This window comes from Planctomyces sp. SH-PL14 (genome assembly GCF_001610835.1).
GTDB lineage: Bacteria > Planctomycetota > Planctomycetia > Planctomycetales > Planctomycetaceae > Planctomyces_A.
In genome coordinates this window covers 2,439,212-2,455,251 of record NZ_CP011270.1, presented here as the reverse complement: position 1 = coordinate 2,455,251, position 16,040 = coordinate 2,439,212, and the positions used below count along the sequence as shown (strand labels likewise).

Sequence of the window (16,040 nt, the reverse complement as noted above, 5' to 3'; positions counted from 1 at the left end):
CCATGAGGAACCGTGGGACACAACGGACGCCCGTTTTGGATTCCCCGCGGGTTGATGTGGGGGCATCCGACACGTCGTCCGCGTCTGGATAAGCCCTCCTTCAGACATTTCTCGACGGCCAGGCCTCCGGCGGGCAAGAGGGCGTTGCCCCCTTGCATCCCCCACCAGGGGTGACCCCCTGGACCCCGGTTTAGGCCCGGCAGTCTTCGCAACCGGAGAACCCCGCGCAAGCCGCCCGATCTTTTCCACGGCCCCCCACCACAACACTCCACCCCCTTGACCCGCGGCCACACCCCGCCTCACACTTTCTCCCCGGCCACGCCATTTCCCCGCCGGCCCACGACTTTTCGCCCGACAATCGCATGAGCCCCACCGAAACCGCCGCCGCCGCCACCCCCTCGTCCGAACCCGTCACCGAAGTGGCGACCCGGATTGTCGAACAAGTCGACGCCCTGATCTCTCGCACCGAGGAAGCCACCCGGCCGATCGAGATCGATCCGTATCGGAAGGAACTCTTCGACCTCTTCGTCCAGGCAGATCGGGCCGGCCTGACAGCCGCCGGAGCCGATCCCGACCTCAGCGCCGAAGGCCTGTGCCGCGAACTCTCCGAGCGGTGGGGACTCAAAACCGCCGCCGAGGCCAGCCTCCACCAGCAGTCCAAAATGTCCGAGCAACAGCTCGTCAAAATGCGGAGCCTCTGGTCCGTGATGCGGATGTGGATGGAATGGACCTACGCCTGGGAACGCTGGGCCGAATGCCACGGCGCCGCCCCCGAGCAACCCGCCGATCCCGCCGCCGAGTGATCCACATCTGTCCCCCCTGAGCGTAGGCCGCCAGGAAGCCGGTTCCCCGGTCGCCCCGCCCCGAACTCCCGGCCGACCGGATTCGGGAACGCCGCCGGGCTTCGTCGAACCGGCCCAGACTCTCCGCTACCATCCGCGCAACCGACCGGGAGAGACGCGGGATGGCATTCTCCGAAGACAGCGATGACCGTGCGCCGCGGGATCGCTCCGACCTGCCGGAACTGGGCCCCGTCGGCCAGACAGGCGAAACCGTCGACGACGGCCGCGGACGCGTCTTCCCCTGCGAAGCCTGCGGGGCCGATCTCGCGTTCAACATCGGCGACCAGGCGCTGAAGTGCCCCTACTGCGGACACGTCAAGCAGCTCGCCATCTCCGAACACGCCGTCATCGAGGAGCAGGACTACGAGGCAATGCTCCAGCGCCTCGCGGAACTCCGCGAGCGGGGAGAGGAAGAGGTCCCGGGTGAATCGGAAGTCCGCTGCGGAGGCTGCGGCGGGACGACGGTCTTCGTCGGAACGCTGACCAGCTCCGAGTGCCCCTTCTGCGGCATCCCGATCCAGCGCGAACAGGTCCACACGGCGACCCGCCGCATCCCGGTCCAGGCGGTGATCCCGTTCCTCGTCGACCACGAGCGGGCCCATGGCAACCTCCGGGAATGGGTCACGTCCCGCTGGTTCGCCCCCAACGAGTTCCTCAAGCGCGGCGTCGAAGGACGGTTCAACGGCGTCTACCTGCCGTACTGGACGTTCGACTCCGCCACGTTCACGGTCTACAGCGGCGAACGGGGAGACAATTACACGGTCACGGTCGGTTCAGGCGACAACCGCCGGACCGAAACCCGCGTCCGCTGGTCGCCCGCCAGCGGACGGTTCCAGCGGTTCTTCGACGACCTGTTCATCGTGGCCACCCGCGGTCTGCCCGCCGAGGTGATCCGCGAGCTCGAACCGTGGCCGATGGACAAAGCGATCCCGTTCAACCAGGAGGCGCTCGCGGGGTTCATGGCCCGGACCTACGATGTTCCCCTCGACAACGGCTTCGAGACCGCCCGGGCGCGGATGCAAGCGGCGCTGGAGCAGGACGCGCGGCGGCGGATCGGCGGCGACCAGCAGCGGATCCACCAGATCCGCTCGCGGTTCGACGCCGTGACGTTCAAGCACATCCTCCTGCCGGTCTGGATGCTGGTCTACCGCTTCCACGACAAGCCGTACCGCGTCTACGTGAACGCCTCGACCGGAGAGGTCCAGGGAGAACGCCCCTACTCGGCCTGGAAGATCGCCTTCGCAATCCTCGCAGCCGTCGCGGCGGTCGGAATCTTCATCGCCTTCCAGAAGCGATAAGGCTGGCGCAGCAAGCCGATGCGAGTGTGGGGCAGACCTCGGGAGGGCGAGGCTCCCGCCGAGCCGCGGCGGTGGTGAACGCGGCCAACCGTCTCTTCGACAGAGCACGCAGAACGCCCGTCGTGGCGGACGGAGGTGGCACCGGTAGCCGGAGGCTCCTCGGGCGTCCCCGTTGCCCAGCTCCCCAGCGTCAGGGGGACAGAGGGAACGCGTTTGCGAACCTTCGCGGCTCAGCTGGAGCTTCTTCCTCCCGGCTTGCGACAATCCGGCTTCGCCCCAGAGAGACACACCACGGACCTTCCAGACACACACTGCCGGCGAGTTCCTCACCGCCCCAATCGCGCCAGAACCGTCCTCCCGCGAGGCGAGAGCGTATACCCGGGGTGATGGCTGACCGTCAGACCGAGGTTCTTGAGCTTGCGGACGTGGGTCTTGAGCCACTCCTTCTCGAAACCAAGCTGCGCCGCCAAGTCGCCGGCCGCCTGCATCGGATGACGTTCGATGCCGGTAAGAACCCGCCGCGTCCAGGCGCCGCCCGCGGCCCGCTGATCCATCCCATGCAGCCGCTTCGCGAGGCCGCGGAACTCTTCGTCGGACAGCTCGTCGTCCTCCCGCAGGGCGATCCGCGGATCCGGTTCCCGGTAGGCCAGCTCGATGCGATAGAGCGTTCCCGTGCGCCGTTCGAGCTCGCCGAGAAGCACTGCGAGCGAAGGAGCCCCGGCGCTCACGGCATCCGCCTCGGTGATCGACTCCGCTGCCGTTTCCTCGACCCGGACGATGTCGAGAACACCGATCGCGGTCTTGAGCGTTCCGCCGGTCTTCACGGTCGGCTTCACCCAGCGGCGAAAGGCGAGCGTCACCTCGCCTCCACCGATTCGGTCCAGCAGGGCCCTGGGAATCAGCATGGCGTCGTCTCTCAGGTGAGCGGCATCCCGCAGGCCCGCAGGAGCGTCTCCTGCACGGCCAGGTCGTGGTCGTACGAGAAGTCGCTCGCTTTCTCCCCGCGAAGGATCTTCGCCATGTCGGCCGCGTCCCCCACGTAACGCGGATACTTGGGGAGCCGGACATCCTGGTACGGCCCGCGGTACTCGCCGTGCGGCTCCGCAAAGGTGAGACGGACCGACGGATTGTCGAGCGGCTGGACCTGCAGCGTTCCGCCGGTCCCGCAGGCGACGAAGTGCCGCCGGTCGCCGCCCGACACCTCCACGGCGCTCGACTTCACACTGGCAGTCGCCCGCGGGTACTCCAACACCATCAGGCCATTGTCGATCAGGCCGTCGTCGAGCGCCGCGGAGTGCCGGAGGAACCCCGTCACCTTGTCCGGGCGGCCGAGCTGCCCCACGACGAGGTCGGTGATGTGCCCTCCCAGCTCGAACAGGATTCCGCCGGGGAACTCGGCCAGCTCTTTCCGCTCGTTTGCGCCGACGACCTTGCTCATGACGGTGTGGACCTCGAACAGGTCGCCGATCCATCCCGCCTTGCGGATCTCGTTCAGCAGGAGGATGCCGGGGTTGTAGCGGTACATGTAGCCAAGTTGGATCAGGAGCGACTGCCGCCGCGCCTCTTCGACGATCCGGCGGAAGCGGGGGAAGTCCGCGCCGGCCGGCTTGTCGAGATGGATGTGCTTGCCCGCCGCGATCGCCGCCTCTGCGGAGGCGAGCAGGTCGCGGACGCGGGTCTCGATCAGCACCGCCTCCACGCCCGGCATGTTGAGGAGCTCTTCCTGCGTGACCCAGGGGAGTCCGTCGTACGGCTTCTGATTCTGGGCCCGGCGTCGGAGCGCGTCGTCAGGCTCGACGATGCCGACCACCTCGTAGTCCGGAGAGTTGCGGTAGACCGAGAGCTTGCTGGCGTGGGGATGACCGACGCCGATCTGCCCGATCCGGATCGGGCGTTTGGGAGCCGGCTTGTCGTCGGCGAGACCGGTCCGAGCCGGATTGAGCAGCGGCAGTGCGGCCAGCCATTTCAGAAAGTCGCGGCGGACGAGGTCAGGCATCGGGACGGCTCCGAAGCGATACAGTGGGTGTGGCCGATGCGAGCGTAACTGGCCCGGCGGGGTCGATTCCACCGTTGATGTGGTTTGTCACGTTCGCTGAGGATGGGTGAGATGGGAAGCGCCCTCGTTTTTCGGACGGCCTCTTAAGAACCGGGTCCAGGGGCACCCTGGTGGGGAGTGCAGAGGGGCAACGCCCCTTTGCCCGCCGGAGGCCTGGCCGTCGAGAGATGTCTGAAGGAATGGGTGTCCAAACGCGGACACCGTGCCGTATGCCCCCTCACCAACCCGCGGGAATCGCAAAGCCAGCGTTGTCGTGTGAGGGAGTCCTCAACGCTGGTCCCACAAAACGGACGCCCGTTGTGTCCCTCGGTTCCTCATCGAAAGCGCCTCCGGCGGCAAGGGGGCGAGGCCCCCTTGACCCCAGCGGCCGTGGCACGTTGGGTTTGAGCAATGCATGCTTCGCCGGCAAGCGCGCCGTTCGAACACTCCATTCGGCGAGTCCGCGGCCGCTTTCACTCCTCCGACGCGTTCTCGGCTCCGCCCCCAAGCCCCAGCGCCTCCATCCGCCGATAAAGCTTCGCCCGCGGAATCCGCAGCAGGTCGGCCGCAATCGACTTGTTCCCGCCAGCCCTGCTCAGGGCTGCTTCGATCTGCTCCCGCTCGGTCCGCTCCAGCAGTTCATCGAGCGGGACGATCTGCGTCTCTTCGGCAGGGGGAATCCGCTGGGCATGCATCCCGGTCCGGAACCGGAACGGCAAATCGGTCGGCCGGACCACAGGGGAGGCGGCCGCCTCGCGAATCGCGAGAATGACTTCCGCCAGTTCGCCGACATTCCCCGGCCAGTTGTACCGGCGGAACTCATGGAGGACTTCGGGGCTGAAACCCGTCATCTGGAAATCCGCCCGCCGGTTCCCTTCCTCCAGCAGCAGTTGAGAGAGGAGCGACAACTCCTCCTGCCGCTGACGCAACGGCGGAAGGCGGATGACAACCGGCGTAACAAGGGACCGGAACTCGGCCAGGAACGGCTCCCCCTCGACATCGAGATCCGCCTGCCGGGACGAAACGAACAGCCGCCGCCCGTCGCTCCGCGGACCGCTCGGGAACTGTTCGACCAGGAACTGCTGAAGCTCCCGCGGCAGCTTTTCGACGTTCCGCAGGAACAGCGTCCCCGGCTGGACGATCGGGATATGCGGATCCCCCTCCTCCGTCACGAAGAACCGCCGGATCAGGTTTCCCAGTTCCTCGGCCCCCAGCAGACGGCAGTCGACCGGCACGAAGGTCTTGAGCCGGTGCGGCCCCTCGTAGTGGATCGTCCGGGCGGCATGCTCCTTGCCGACTCCCCGTTCGCCCAGGAACAGGACCGCGCAGTCCGTGCTGCGGGCGATCTCCATCTGCGTCGAGACCCGCCGCATCTCCGGCGTGACCGCGATCCAGGCGGCGAAGTCGTACCGCTTCCGCAGCTCCGCCTTGAGGGACGCCAGCTCGACATGCAGCTGCGAATGCCCGTTCGGTCCAGACAGCCGGACCGCGGCCGCCGGCGGCAGGATCATCCCCAGGACGCGGGGAACATCGTGGGTCGCCCCCGCCACGTCGGCCTTCGCCTCTGCGGCGGTGAGCGGCACGAAATGAACGACCCACGGCCGAGGCACACCGTCCCTCGCGGCGAACTGGACCGGCTTCGACAGCGCCTCGCCGGCGAAGGCCTCGGGCGGCGGGCAGAGCGCCCCCGTGACGGCATCGACGTTCCGCTCATCGGAATCGGAGCGGAACTCGCACTTCTGCCCGATCACGTCCGAAGCCGCCCATCCGGTCAGGGTCTCGCATCCCTGGTTGAAGAAGATCACGACCCGCCGCCGGTCGACGACAAAGACCGGCTGGTCGGTCTCCGCCAGCCACTGCGACAAACCGCGACGGGAAGAGCGGCCAGCCAAGTCGGGGCTCCGGAAGTGGGGGACGGGGGACCAGGTTCTGTTTGGAAGCTCATACTAGCCCGAAGCGCGAGCGAGGGACGAGGCGTGAATTCCCTCGTTCGCGCTTCGGGCTGGCGTGGGTGAGGCGCCTTCGACATCCGTTTTCATCCCTGGCTTGGAGTCCAGGGATGGGTACGGACTCAAACGCCCCCGCAGCTCTCGACGAGAACCGCGGCTCCTCAGCGGGCCACGAGGATCTCCAGGTGGCGGCGGAGATCGATGTCGCTGCTGCGGCCGCGGCCGGTTTGCTTTCCGGTCAGCCCGTTGAGATTGGCGGGATCGCGGATGTCGGCGGCGTCCAGGAGGTCCAGAACGCGGAAGTAGTTCTTCCGCTCGTTCGCCGCGTCCCCCTGGGCATGCGCCAGCACCGCATTCCGGAGATAGATCTGATACGGCTGGAGGGTGCTCACCTCGCCGCGATAGTAGGAGGCCAGCTCCCTCCTCGCGGTCGTCCGGGAATCACCGCGGAAAGTCGTCGGCTCGGCGTCGATAAGGAGCATCCCGACGGACATCAGCACGCTCACCGCCATGACGACCCAGATCAGGTAGGACTGCGACGGCGCTTTCGCCTCCCGCCGGGTGGCGGCCTTCTCGGTCAGAGCGAGTTCCGGAAGCTTTCCATCCCCCCCGAGCCGCACGAGCGGGTCGCCGGGGCGGTCGGTAATGAACTTCGCGACCTGCCGGGCCCCGGTGGAGCGGGCCTTCTTCTTGACCTTGGCCCCTCCTGCCCCGGCCGCTTTCCGTTTCGCTTCCGTCGACGAATCGTCCGTCCAGGACTGGGTGACGCTGCTCGTCGTGGAGGCGGTCAGGTCCTCGTTGGCGAGGATCTCCAGTTCCGTCGCCCCGCTTACCTGGAGCTTTGTCGGAGGGACGACCGCCACCCACTGGTCCGGCGGGAGCGGCTGGCCGTTGGCGACCACCGCACCGGCGGCGGCGGCGTTGAGGGCGCACTGGCCGTTTCGATACGAGACCGAGAAGTGGTAGTCGAGAATCTCCGGGTCGGCCAGGACGATGGCGTTGTCGGTCCCCCGGCCGATGTGCACGAGGTCACCCTCGACCGGAAAGACCCGTCCCCGGTCCGGCCCGCTGTGGATCACGATTCTGGCGCTCTGCCCCATATCCAGATCTTACAGGGAATTCCGTGATTGCACCGCACTCAACGGGAGAATCCCGGCGGCTCCCCGACTCGGGCCGTTATGATCTCCCCGGGAGTAAAGAATCGTCTCATTGCCGGGGCCGGGTGAGGCGGAATACATTCCGGGCGCAGAATCTGGTTCCCTTTCGAGATGCTTTCATGCCTGTTCGTTACGCCATCATCGGAGCCGGCGCCGTCTCCGATTATCACCACGTCCCCGGCATCCGGCTCGACCCCCGGTCCGAGCTCGTCGCGGTCTGTGATCCCAACGAGGCGCTCCTCAAGCAGCGGAAGTCGGACTGGGGCCTGAACAAGCTCACGACCGACTACAACGAGATCGCCGCCGACCCCGGGATCGACGCGGTCATCATCGCCACGCCGAACGACACCCACAAAGACATCGCCATCGCCTGCGCCAACGGCGGCAAGCACATCATGTGCGAGAAGCCGCTGGGGCTGAACTTCCACGAGTCGGCCGAGATGTACCGCGCCGCGAAGAAGAACAACGTCAAGCACATGACGGCGTTCACCTACCGCTTCGCCCCGTCGATGCGGTACCTCAAGCACCTGATCGACAGCGGCAAGCTCGGCACGCCGCGGCATTTCCGCAGCCAGCGGTTCCTCGACCTCCCCGAGACGAGCTGGGGCTGGCGGCAGTACAAGAAGCGGGCCGGCGCCGGCGACCTGTTCGACATGACGATCCACCGTATCGACTTCGCGATGGACCTCATGGGGCCGATCGAGTCGATCTGCGGCGCGGTCGCCCAGTTCTGCAAGCGGGACAAGACCGCCGACGGCCAGTCCTGTCCGCCGTCCGAGGTCGACGACTGGTCCTCCCTGATCGGCCGCTTCAAGAGCGGCGCGGTCGGCGTGTGGGAGGGGAGCACTGTCATGAAGGGGCACTACAACGACGGCTTCGGCTGGGAATGGGCGGAGGTCAACGGCTCGGAAGGGTCGGCGGTCTACAAGCTGACCGAGCCGAACACGATCCTCGTCGGCCAGCACCATCAGTCGCTGAAGCAGGTGGCGGTTCCGCGGGAGTTCCTGGTCCTTCCGGGCAGCCCGCGCAACCCGCAGGAAGGGGTCCCGAGCACCGTCTTCCGCTATGACCTCGTGTACGAGCTGACCTCGGCGATCGTCGAGGACCGGCCCGCCATTCCGGGCTTCGATCACGGTGCGCTCGCGCAGTCCGTGGCGGATGCCGTGCTGGAATCGGACGAGAAGAAGACCTGGGTCGACGTCCAGCTCAACCTCGATTGAGGTTCCCGTCGCCTGACCGTCCGTCGTCCCGGCGCTTTCACCATGTCCACCCCCTCGACTGCGCGCGCTCCCTCCCTCCCCCGACAGGTGTCGTCGGGGGGGATCGTGGCCATGATCGCCGGCCTGGGGCTGGTCGCCTTTGAGCTGGCGACCAGTTTCATCGGGGAGCGGCTGGGCGACGGCGGGCACTGGATCATCCTGTTCTGCGGGACCGCCTTCTCGGTCTGGGGACTGAAGGAGATCCTGGCGAACCTCTTCCCGCGGCTCGGCAACCGCGGCGTGATCCGGAACCGGTTCCACCTTCCGGCGGAGGGGCGGGCGTACCTGGTGATCATGTTCTTCCTCCTCGTGGGGGCGCTGATCGGCCGGTCGAACTCGCTGATGCTGGTCTTCTCGCTGATGGCGGGGCCGTTCGTGATGAACGGCTGGCACACCTTCACCGTCCTCAAGCGGGTCACCGTGACGCGGAACCTCCCGCCGCGGGCGATGGTGGGCGAACCCTTCTCGGTCGAGCTGACGCTACAAAACCGCAAGTCGTGGCTGGCGGTGTGGCTGCTGCTTGTCCGGGACCATGTCACCGGCTGCCGCGAGAACCTGGCCCCCGAGGTCCTGTTCATCCGTTGTCCGGCGGGGGGCGAGCAGCGGGGGCACTATCAGCTCCAGTTGCGTCGGCGGGGGAAGCATTACTTCGGGCCGTTCTATGCGGACACCAAGTTCCCGCTCGGGTTGGTCGAGCGGGGATTGAACCTGCCGGCGGCAGGGGAGCTTCTGGTCTATCCGTGGATCGGGCGCCTGCGGGCGGACTGGCGGACGCGGCTGTCGCTGGCGGCCGAGCAGGTGAGCCGGTCGATGACGCGAGGCGGACCGTTTCACGACGAGTTCCATCGCATCCGGGAGTACCGGCCGGGAGACGATCCGCGGACGGTGCACTGGCGGTCGACGGCCCGGCACAACGATCTGATGGTCCGTGAGTTCCGGGAGAACCGGGATGCGCCGCTGGTGGTGCTGGTCGATGCCTACAGTCCGCGGACGGTGGCTGGGGAGTGGGACGAGCCGTTTGAGCTGGCGTTGAGTTTTGCGGCGACGGTGTGTGTTTCGCATCTCCGGCAGAGTCGGGATGCGAGTCTGCTCTTCGGCGTCCATGGAAAGACGACGCAGGTGTGGGGGGGCGGGCGGAGTGCGGGGCGGCTGGACGATCTGCTGGACATGCTGGCGGCGTTGGAGGCGGGGACGGGGACGCCGGTGCGGCCGTTGCTGGAGCAGGTGGGTCCGATGATTCCGAGCAATGCGCAGGTTCTGTTTTTGTCTCCGCGTGCGGAGGCGATGAATGCGGAGTGGCCGGTGGATCTGAACCTGCCGGCGATCCGGATTGTGGAGGCATCGCGGTCGAAGCTGGAGCCGCTGTTCGATTGGGTACAATCGGGAGCTTAGCGCCAAAAGAACCGGGTCCAGGGGCACCCTGGTGGGGGATGCAAGGGGGCAACGCCCCTTTGCCCGCCGGAGGCCTGGCCGTCGAGAGATGTCTGAAGGAGGGCGTGTCCAAACGCGGACAACGTGCCGTATGCCCCCTCACCAACCCGCAGGGATTCCAGGGCGAGCGGTGAGTCCTCAACGCCGGTTCCACAAAGCGGACGTCCGTTGTGTCCCACGGTTCCTCATGGAAGTGCCTCCGGCGGCAAGGGGGTGAGACCCCCTTGACCCCAGCAGCCGTAGCACGTTGGGTTTGAGCTATCAGAGTCGTGCCGGCAGGGGCGTGGTTCGACCTGTTGAGTCGAGTTCTCGGTTCTGGCTCCCATCCTGTAGACTCCCCAAAACGAACAAGGCCCACCGGACCGTTTCCCGCGACCCCTCGTTCGAACGGAGACATCGCTGATGCCGCAGGACTTCGGTAGCAACGCTCCCCTCCCCCCAGAGACCGCCGAAGGACGAGACTGGCCCTGCCTGCGGCAGTTCTGCGTCTTCCTCGAAAACCGCGTCGGCTGCCTCCGCGACCTGATGAAACTCCTCGAACGTGACGACCTCCGCGTCGCCGCCCTCAGCATCGTCGACTCCGTCGACTTCGCCGTCGCCCGCATCATCGTCGACAACACCGACCTCGCCCGCGAAATCTTCAACCTCAACGGCTTCACGGTCATGGAGAACGACATCGTCGGCGTCGAACTCCCCGTCGACAACCAACCCTACCTCCAGGTCCTCACCGCCCTGCTGCGCGGGGAAATCAACATCGACTACACCTACCCCCTCCTCTACGAACGACAGGGACGGCGGGCCATCGTCATCAAGGTCGAAAACGTCGACACGGCCATCGGACTCCTGCGGGCTCAGGAACTCCGAGTCCTGACCGAGGCGGACCTGCGGAACCCCTTCCAGTAGTCGCCTCGCGATCGGTTCGACGCCGATCCGCCACCCGCTCTCCGCCGTCCCCCCCTTCTCGACTCCGGTCGCCGCTCTCCGTTCGCACCGCCGGCCATGACGCCTCCGACTCGTTCCGCCGACGGCCCCACTTCCGCTCAGGCGCCTTCGCCCGGGCCTTGGGTCGCGATCCAGCGGAATCCGATGTCCGGCTCCGGCAAGCAGGCGCGGGAGCTCCTCACGCTGATCCGCCACCTGCGCCGGCACGGACTGCGTCCGCGGCTCTACTCCGACCGGGCGGAGCTCGACGCCGCCATCCGCCCCCCCGACCGCCGCGCGGCCCTCAAGGCGATCGTCTCCGCCGGAGGAGACGGCACCCTCCTCGACCTCCTCAACCGTCACCCCGACCTCCCGATCGCGGTCTTTCCGCTGGGGACCGAGAACCTCGTCGCCAAGTACCTCAAGCTGCCGCGGTGCGGACGGACGATCGCCGACATGATCGCCGCCGGCCGGGTCGAAACCTTCGACACCGCCACGCTGAACGCGCGGCAGTTCCTCATCATGGCGAGCCTGGGGTTCGATGCCGCTGTCCTGCACCGCACCCACGCCGCCCGGTCGGGACATATCTCGCACCTGGCTTACGCGATCCCGCTCCTCCGCGAACTGGCCGGCTACGCCCCACCCGCTCTCCGGGTCACGGTCGACGACGGGCCCGAAGTCGAAGGGCACTTCGTCATCGTCGGAAATCTCCCCCGCTATGCGCTCGACCTGCCGATCGTCCCGCGGGCGAACGGACACGACGGCGTGCTCGACATCCGGATCTTCCGCGGCAGCACCCGGGCCGATCTCGTGCGGCAACTGGCGACCATCCTGTTCGATCCCGCGGGAACGTCCGAACACGTGATCGAAGCCCGCGGACAGCGCGTCCGGATCTCCTCCGATCGTCCGGTTGCAGTCCAGACCGACGGCGACCCGGCGGGAACGACGCCGTGCGACATCGAGATCCAGCCAGCGGCCGTCCGTCTCGTCGTTCCGGAGTCCTATCGCATCGCCCTCCCGTCTTAAACCGCCCGACCGTTGTCACACCGAGAGAGTCGGATTGCTCGGCTCACTATCGTCGCCGCGAGAGAAGTTGGACGCCCAGAGGGTTGAAACACAGAGGCACAGAGAGCGCAGACGAAGAGAAAGCCCTTTCCGGCTTGCTCTTCGAACATGGATCAAACCTCTCCGCCTCTTGCTCTGTGTCCTCCCTGCCTGTGTGTTTCAAATCCAACGTAGAGGCCGTCCTCGCATCACAATCGACGGCGTTCGCCAAAGGGCCGAGGGTCACCGGACCCAGTTCTTCGGGAACCCTTCCAGCGGCGAACCGCTCTCGGGCTTCCACATCGCAACCACCTCAATCTGCTTGGCGAGAGCCACGTCGCTGTCGGTGATCGAGTGGACGCGGTGCGTCTGGATCTTCACCACGACCTGCGCGTAGCCCAGCTCCAGGTCGGGATGGTGCCAGGCCGCTTCGGCCACGTACCCGATCGCGTTCGTCAGCATCAAGGTGTGCGGCCAGCCGGGGGTGACGTACTTCCGCCGCAGCCAGCCGTCCCGGACCTCCCACCCCGGCAACTCCTTGAGCGCGGCCTCGATCTGGTCCGCCGTCAGTACGATGTCGTTCTTCTTCTCAGCCATGATCTCTCTCCTGGCAAGTCGATCCTCTCGGGATCCTACTCGTAGCGAACCTCGCGCCCCCGTCCCCGGCTCGATCCGGAATGTGGCGCCTCCGCCGCGTGCTACCCGGGCGGCCAGCTCAGCGGACGCTGACCGAGAATGTGAATGTGCAGATGGTCAACCGACTGCCCGCCGTCCGCTCCGCTGTTGATGACCGTCCGGAACCCGTTCTTCAGCCCCAGTTCCTCTGCGAGCTTCCGGACGATGGTGAACAGGTGGCCGATCAGCGGGGCATCGGCAGGATCGAGTTCCGCCAGGGACCGGATCTCCTTACGGGGGATCACCAGGACGTGCACCGGGGCCTGCGGGTTGACGTCGTGGAAGGCGAGGGCCTGATCGTCCTCGTAGATAATCTTGGCCGGGATCTCCTTGTCGATGATCCGCTTGAAGATGGTCTTTCCGGAGCTCATGCGTCCCCTCCCCCTCGTCGTTTTTCCTGTGCCGGAACCCGGCATCTCCGGCACCCGCGTCACAACCGTCGCGATTCGCCGGACGGACAGAGTTTACCAGTGACGACCGTAACAAAGGGGGAGCGACGTCTCAATTTGGCAACATCCCCCGCTCGGTGGGGTAGGCTGTTGGTGCAGTGGTTTCAGGGAGCTCAACATGCCAACGGACGTGAAGCCCCCGCAGGGACGCTTTGGGGTCGCTCTGGTCGAAATCGCCCTCGTGCTCCCCCTCGTTCTCGCCATCGTGGGGGGCATCGTTGAGTTCGGCCGGGCCATCAGCCTCCAGCAGACCGTCGAAGACGCCGCCCGCTTCGGGGCCCGTCTCGCCGCCCGTCCCGACGCGGACGAGTCCGCAACCCGGACCGCGATCTCCAGCTACCTCGTCGAGAACGCGGGCGTCGAATCCGGCCGCGCGGAGCTGACGATCACGGTCGAACCCGCCGCCGGACATCCCGCCGCGGACACGCTGAAAGCCAGCCGGCCGAAAGACCTCGTCCGGGTCACGATCCGCCTCCCCTACAGCGAAGCTGGCTGGTGGGCCGGCCAGTTCGTCCAGGGGGTCACGCTGACCGCCAGCCACGAGTGCCGCCGCGAAAGCCCGGCGGAGAGCCCGCTCTGAGAGGGTGCAAGGGACCGGATGGCTTGTCCCGTTGGCTCAAACCGCGTCCTGGCCGGCACGACACTGTTCGCTCAAACCCAACGTGCCACGGCCGCCTGGGGGTCAAGGGGGTTCTCAACCCCCTTGCCGCCGGAGGCACTTCCATGAGGAACCGTGGTAGGCAAGGGGCAACCGCTTTGTGGTACCGGCGGTGAAGACTCACCGCTCGCCCTGAAATCGCAGCGGGTTGGTGAGGGCGCATACGGCACGGCGTCCGCGCTTGGACACACCCACCTTCAAACATCTCTCGACGGCCAGGCCTCCGGCGGGCAAAGGGGCGTTGCCCCTCTGCACTCCCCACCAGGATACCCCTGGACCCGGTGGGGCCTATTTGGCGGCAACCATCGGCGAATGCACCCACTCCTGAAAGCGAAACGCTATTCCCGCGGCCGACGGGAGATCGAATCCAGCGGCTCGCTTCCGCCACCGAACGGGTAAGCCTCCGGCTGCTCCACCGGCGCGGCATTCCGTCGAGCAAAGGGATTCGCCGCTTCCGGCTCCGCCACCTCTTCCAGCTTCAGCGCCACAGGCCCCGTCTCGGGGGCGGCTTCCGCAGGCGCTTCGGTCCTCGAGAACCCGGACTTCCGGATGTTCGGCTCCTGCACCGTGCGCGGTGGTAGCCGGCCCTGGTGTCTCAAGAGATCCGCCAGATCAACCCGCGGCGAGCCGGGGATCTCCGGGATCAGCCACAGGTGATCGTCCGAGACGAGCGACGGCGGATTCACCTCCGGCGCGTCGAAGGTCATCGTCATCGACATCGACCGCCCCTCGATCGGCGCGTCGATCGAAATCAGGCGGGGCATCACGGCGCCGCTCTGCGGGTCCTGGAAGTGCCGCGACAGCGACGCCTTGCCGAGGAGGTCGCCGTTCAGCTTCTGCAGCCGATGCTCGACGATGATCCCGTGCCGGGGATTGACCCGGATAATCCGTTGCACCCGCTCGCCGTCCGGCGCGGTCCGCTCCGCGACGAGATCGACGTACGGCTGGTTGCCAGTCGGCTTGACGAGTGAATACTCCGCGGCCTCCAGCGGAACGACTCCCAGAACTTCCATCAGCCAGTGCGGATGAACCGGGATCGGCATGACGGAAGACTGGGCCAGCAGGTCGACCTCGTCGTGCCGGACCGTCATGACCGGCGGCGAGGGGCTGCCGTCCTTCATCCACATCCAGAAATACTGGTCGTTGCTTCCCAGGTCGAGCGCGTCACCGCCGGTGAGCGGATTGGCGACCCGCATCCGCAGGGAGTGAGGGGCCCGGACCGCCAGCGTCGCCGGAAGGGAGGCGGGGATGCCCGTCATCTGCACCTTCACCCGGTCGCATCGCCAGGCCGGGACCTCGCCCACCGCGAGGATGTTCTGATTCAGATGCTCGATGAGCTGATCCTTCGTCAGCTCCGCGGAGTAGCGCTGCGGAGCCTTTTCGCCGAAGGGATCGGGATTCCGCCAGCGACTCCAGGTCTGGCAACCGCACCCGGAAAGCGCAACGGCAGCGGCGAGGGCCCCTGTCGCAAAGTGCTTTCTCATCGTTGGTCCTTCCCTGGACAAATCGGCCGCTGCCGGCCGCCGGAATCATTTCCGTGCCCGTCGTTTCGACGGGCGATTGAGTCAACGCCTCAGGCCGCCTGCCATTCGGCTTCCATCTGCTGATGGAGGGCCGCCTGGAGCTGGGTCACTTCCTCCTGGCTCATCTGCTGATCACGCACGTCATAGGGCCCCTCCCCGTGGTTCCCCACGAGGACGAGGTAATCCACGCCGTCTTCCGTCCGGGCACCGTCGAGTTTCATCCGACGTTTCTGCAGGAGGAACAGGGCCAGGACGTACCGGAGTTTTTCAAACCCCGGGTTGGCATCTTCCGTCAGTTGTTCGAAGTACCGGAACATCGCTTCCGGATCGAGGGGCCGTCGTTGGGGCGGTCCTTCCGGGATGGTCATGTACCAGTGTCCGACGGTCTGGTCGGAGGGTCCCGGCCAGGCTTCGGCGGCGAAGTCGAGGCGGTTCAGGACGCCGTTCTGTTCGACCAGCACCGACACGATGCGGGCGCCTGGCGTGAACGGTTTGCCCGTTCCGGCGCAGGTTTTTCCCAGTGGTCGGAAGTGGTAGTCCATTCGTCCGAACCATCTCCTTCCTTTGAGATCGAACGAATCGGGTCGACGCGACAGACAAGTTGTGACGGGAGTTTCATTCGAAAGGACCGGCACAACTCGCCGGATCGTACCCGTCATTGTGGATTTGCCTCAATACCAAGCGCAAGCGTGGTAATGCACTAAAGAACCGGGGTCCAGGGGGTCACCCCTGGTGGGGAGTGCAGAGGGGCAACGCCCCTTTGCCCGCCGGAGGCCTGGCCGTCGGGAGATGTCTGAAG

15 protein-coding genes are annotated in these 16,040 nt (G+C 66.6%); 7 read left to right on the top strand and 8 right to left on the bottom strand.

Annotated elements, in window-relative coordinates; translation table 11 throughout:
* The first annotated feature begins 362 nt into the window (after positions 1–362).
* Together VT03_RS09625 and VT03_RS09620 are read left to right on the top strand one after the other, a co-directional pair.
* The gene (locus VT03_RS09625; protein ID WP_075092780.1) at positions 363–803 is read left to right on the top strand and encodes a hypothetical protein; all 441 of its coding nucleotides are present in this window, start codon (positions 363–365) and stop codon (positions 801–803) included.
* Positions 804–964: 161 nt separating this feature from the next.
* Complete coding sequence (locus VT03_RS09620; protein WP_082846086.1) at positions 965–2,140, top strand: hypothetical protein; 1,176 nt, start codon at positions 965–967, stop codon at positions 2,138–2,140.
* A 326-nt stretch (positions 2,141–2,466) separates the two neighbouring features.
* Here VT03_RS09620 and VT03_RS09615 read toward each other — a convergent pair whose 3' ends face one another.
* From VT03_RS09615 to VT03_RS09600, 4 genes are all read right to left on the bottom strand, one after another.
* On the bottom strand, positions 2,467–3,045 hold the full coding sequence (locus VT03_RS09615) for a hypothetical protein (RefSeq protein ID WP_075092779.1): 579 nt from the start codon (positions 3,043–3,045) through the stop codon (positions 2,467–2,469).
* 11 nt (positions 3,046–3,056) lie between these two features.
* Positions 3,057–4,136: a Gfo/Idh/MocA family protein gene (locus tag VT03_RS09610; RefSeq protein ID WP_082846085.1), complete on the bottom strand. Its 1,080-nt coding sequence runs from the start codon at positions 4,134–4,136 to the stop codon at positions 3,057–3,059.
* Positions 4,137–4,648: 512 nt separating this feature from the next.
* Positions 4,649–6,067: a sigma 54-interacting transcriptional regulator gene (locus tag VT03_RS09605; RefSeq protein WP_082846084.1), complete on the bottom strand. Its 1,419-nt coding sequence runs from the start codon at positions 6,065–6,067 to the stop codon at positions 4,649–4,651.
* Positions 6,068–6,285: 218 nt separating this feature from the next.
* Positions 6,286–7,224 (bottom strand): FHA domain-containing protein, encoded by a 939-nt coding sequence (locus VT03_RS09600; protein WP_075092777.1) that lies wholly within the window; start codon positions 7,222–7,224, stop codon positions 6,286–6,288.
* A 176-nt stretch (positions 7,225–7,400) separates the two neighbouring features.
* Here VT03_RS09600 and VT03_RS09595 point away from each other — a divergent pair, with 176 nt between their 5' ends.
* From VT03_RS09595 to VT03_RS09580, 4 genes are all read left to right on the top strand, one after another.
* Positions 7,401–8,501: a Gfo/Idh/MocA family protein gene (locus VT03_RS09595; protein ID WP_075092776.1), complete on the top strand. Its 1,101-nt coding sequence runs from the start codon at positions 7,401–7,403 to the stop codon at positions 8,499–8,501.
* 111 nt (positions 8,502–8,612) lie between these two features.
* The gene (locus VT03_RS09590) at positions 8,613–9,932 is read left to right on the top strand and encodes a DUF58 domain-containing protein (protein ID WP_075092775.1); all 1,320 of its coding nucleotides are present in this window, start codon (positions 8,613–8,615) and stop codon (positions 9,930–9,932) included.
* A 441-nt stretch (positions 9,933–10,373) separates the two neighbouring features.
* Positions 10,374–10,874, top strand: coding sequence for an acetolactate synthase (locus VT03_RS09585; protein ID WP_075092774.1), 501 nt, complete (start codon positions 10,374–10,376; stop codon positions 10,872–10,874).
* A 183-nt stretch (positions 10,875–11,057) separates the two neighbouring features.
* Positions 11,058–11,918, top strand: coding sequence for a diacylglycerol/lipid kinase family protein (locus VT03_RS09580; protein ID WP_075092773.1), 861 nt, complete (start codon positions 11,058–11,060; stop codon positions 11,916–11,918).
* A 261-nt stretch (positions 11,919–12,179) separates the two neighbouring features.
* Here VT03_RS09580 and VT03_RS09575 read toward each other — a convergent pair whose 3' ends face one another.
* Together VT03_RS09575 and VT03_RS09570 are read right to left on the bottom strand one after the other, a co-directional pair.
* Positions 12,180–12,533, bottom strand: a complete 354-nt coding sequence (locus tag VT03_RS09575; RefSeq protein WP_075092772.1) for a 4a-hydroxytetrahydrobiopterin dehydratase — start codon at positions 12,531–12,533, stop codon at positions 12,180–12,182.
* Positions 12,534–12,634: 101 nt separating this feature from the next.
* Positions 12,635–12,982, bottom strand: a complete 348-nt coding sequence (locus VT03_RS09570) for a histidine triad nucleotide-binding protein (protein WP_075092771.1) — start codon at positions 12,980–12,982, stop codon at positions 12,635–12,637.
* A 196-nt stretch (positions 12,983–13,178) separates the two neighbouring features.
* Between VT03_RS09570 and VT03_RS09565 the strand changes: the two genes are divergently transcribed.
* Positions 13,179–13,640 carry a TadE/TadG family type IV pilus assembly protein gene (locus tag VT03_RS09565; RefSeq protein ID WP_075092770.1) on the top strand — a complete coding sequence of 154 codons (462 nt, stop codon included), beginning with the start codon at positions 13,179–13,181 and terminating at the stop codon, positions 13,638–13,640.
* Positions 13,641–14,056: 416 nt separating this feature from the next.
* Here VT03_RS09565 and VT03_RS09560 read toward each other — a convergent pair whose 3' ends face one another.
* Both VT03_RS09560 and VT03_RS09555 read right to left on the bottom strand, forming a co-directional pair.
* Positions 14,057–15,202: a hypothetical protein gene (locus VT03_RS09560; protein WP_075092769.1), complete on the bottom strand. Its 1,146-nt coding sequence runs from the start codon at positions 15,200–15,202 to the stop codon at positions 14,057–14,059.
* An 89-nt stretch (positions 15,203–15,291) separates the two neighbouring features.
* Entirely contained in the window at positions 15,292–15,783 is a 492-nt protein-coding gene (locus VT03_RS09555; RefSeq protein WP_075092768.1) for a hypothetical protein, read from the bottom strand.
* Positions 15,784–16,040: the final 257 nt, after the last annotated feature.

Excerpts from the sequence above, each read along its gene's own strand:
- VT03_RS09620 (WP_082846086.1), top strand. The coding sequence starts at position 965 with ATGGCATTCTCCGAAGACAGCGATGACCGTGCGCCGCGGGATCGCTCC.
- VT03_RS09570 (WP_075092771.1), bottom strand. The coding sequence starts at position 12,982 with ATGAGCTCCGGAAAGACCATCTTCAAGCGGATCATCGACAAGGAGATC.
- VT03_RS09585 (WP_075092774.1), top strand. The coding sequence starts at position 10,374 with ATGCCGCAGGACTTCGGTAGCAACGCTCCCCTCCCCCCAGAGACCGCC.
- VT03_RS09610 (WP_082846085.1), bottom strand. The coding sequence starts at position 4,136 with ATGCCTGACCTCGTCCGCCGCGACTTTCTGAAATGGCTGGCCGCACTG.
- VT03_RS09600 (WP_075092777.1), bottom strand. The coding sequence starts at position 7,224 with ATGGGGCAGAGCGCCAGAATCGTGATCCACAGCGGGCCGGACCGGGGA.
- VT03_RS09555 (WP_075092768.1), bottom strand. The coding sequence starts at position 15,783 with ATGGACTACCACTTCCGACCACTGGGAAAAACCTGCGCCGGAACGGGC.
- VT03_RS09595 (WP_075092776.1), top strand. The coding sequence starts at position 7,401 with ATGCCTGTTCGTTACGCCATCATCGGAGCCGGCGCCGTCTCCGATTAT.
- VT03_RS09625 (WP_075092780.1), top strand. The coding sequence starts at position 363 with ATGAGCCCCACCGAAACCGCCGCCGCCGCCACCCCCTCGTCCGAACCC.
- VT03_RS09615 (WP_075092779.1), bottom strand. The coding sequence starts at position 3,045 with ATGCTGATTCCCAGGGCCCTGCTGGACCGAATCGGTGGAGGCGAGGTG.
- VT03_RS09560 (WP_075092769.1), bottom strand. The coding sequence starts at position 15,202 with ATGAGAAAGCACTTTGCGACAGGGGCCCTCGCCGCTGCCGTTGCGCTT.
- VT03_RS09580 (WP_075092773.1), top strand. The coding sequence starts at position 11,058 with ATGTCCGGCTCCGGCAAGCAGGCGCGGGAGCTCCTCACGCTGATCCGC.
- VT03_RS09590 (WP_075092775.1), top strand. The coding sequence starts at position 8,613 with ATGATCGCCGGCCTGGGGCTGGTCGCCTTTGAGCTGGCGACCAGTTTC.
- VT03_RS09575 (WP_075092772.1), bottom strand. The coding sequence starts at position 12,533 with ATGGCTGAGAAGAAGAACGACATCGTACTGACGGCGGACCAGATCGAG.
- VT03_RS09565 (WP_075092770.1), top strand. The coding sequence starts at position 13,179 with ATGCCAACGGACGTGAAGCCCCCGCAGGGACGCTTTGGGGTCGCTCTG.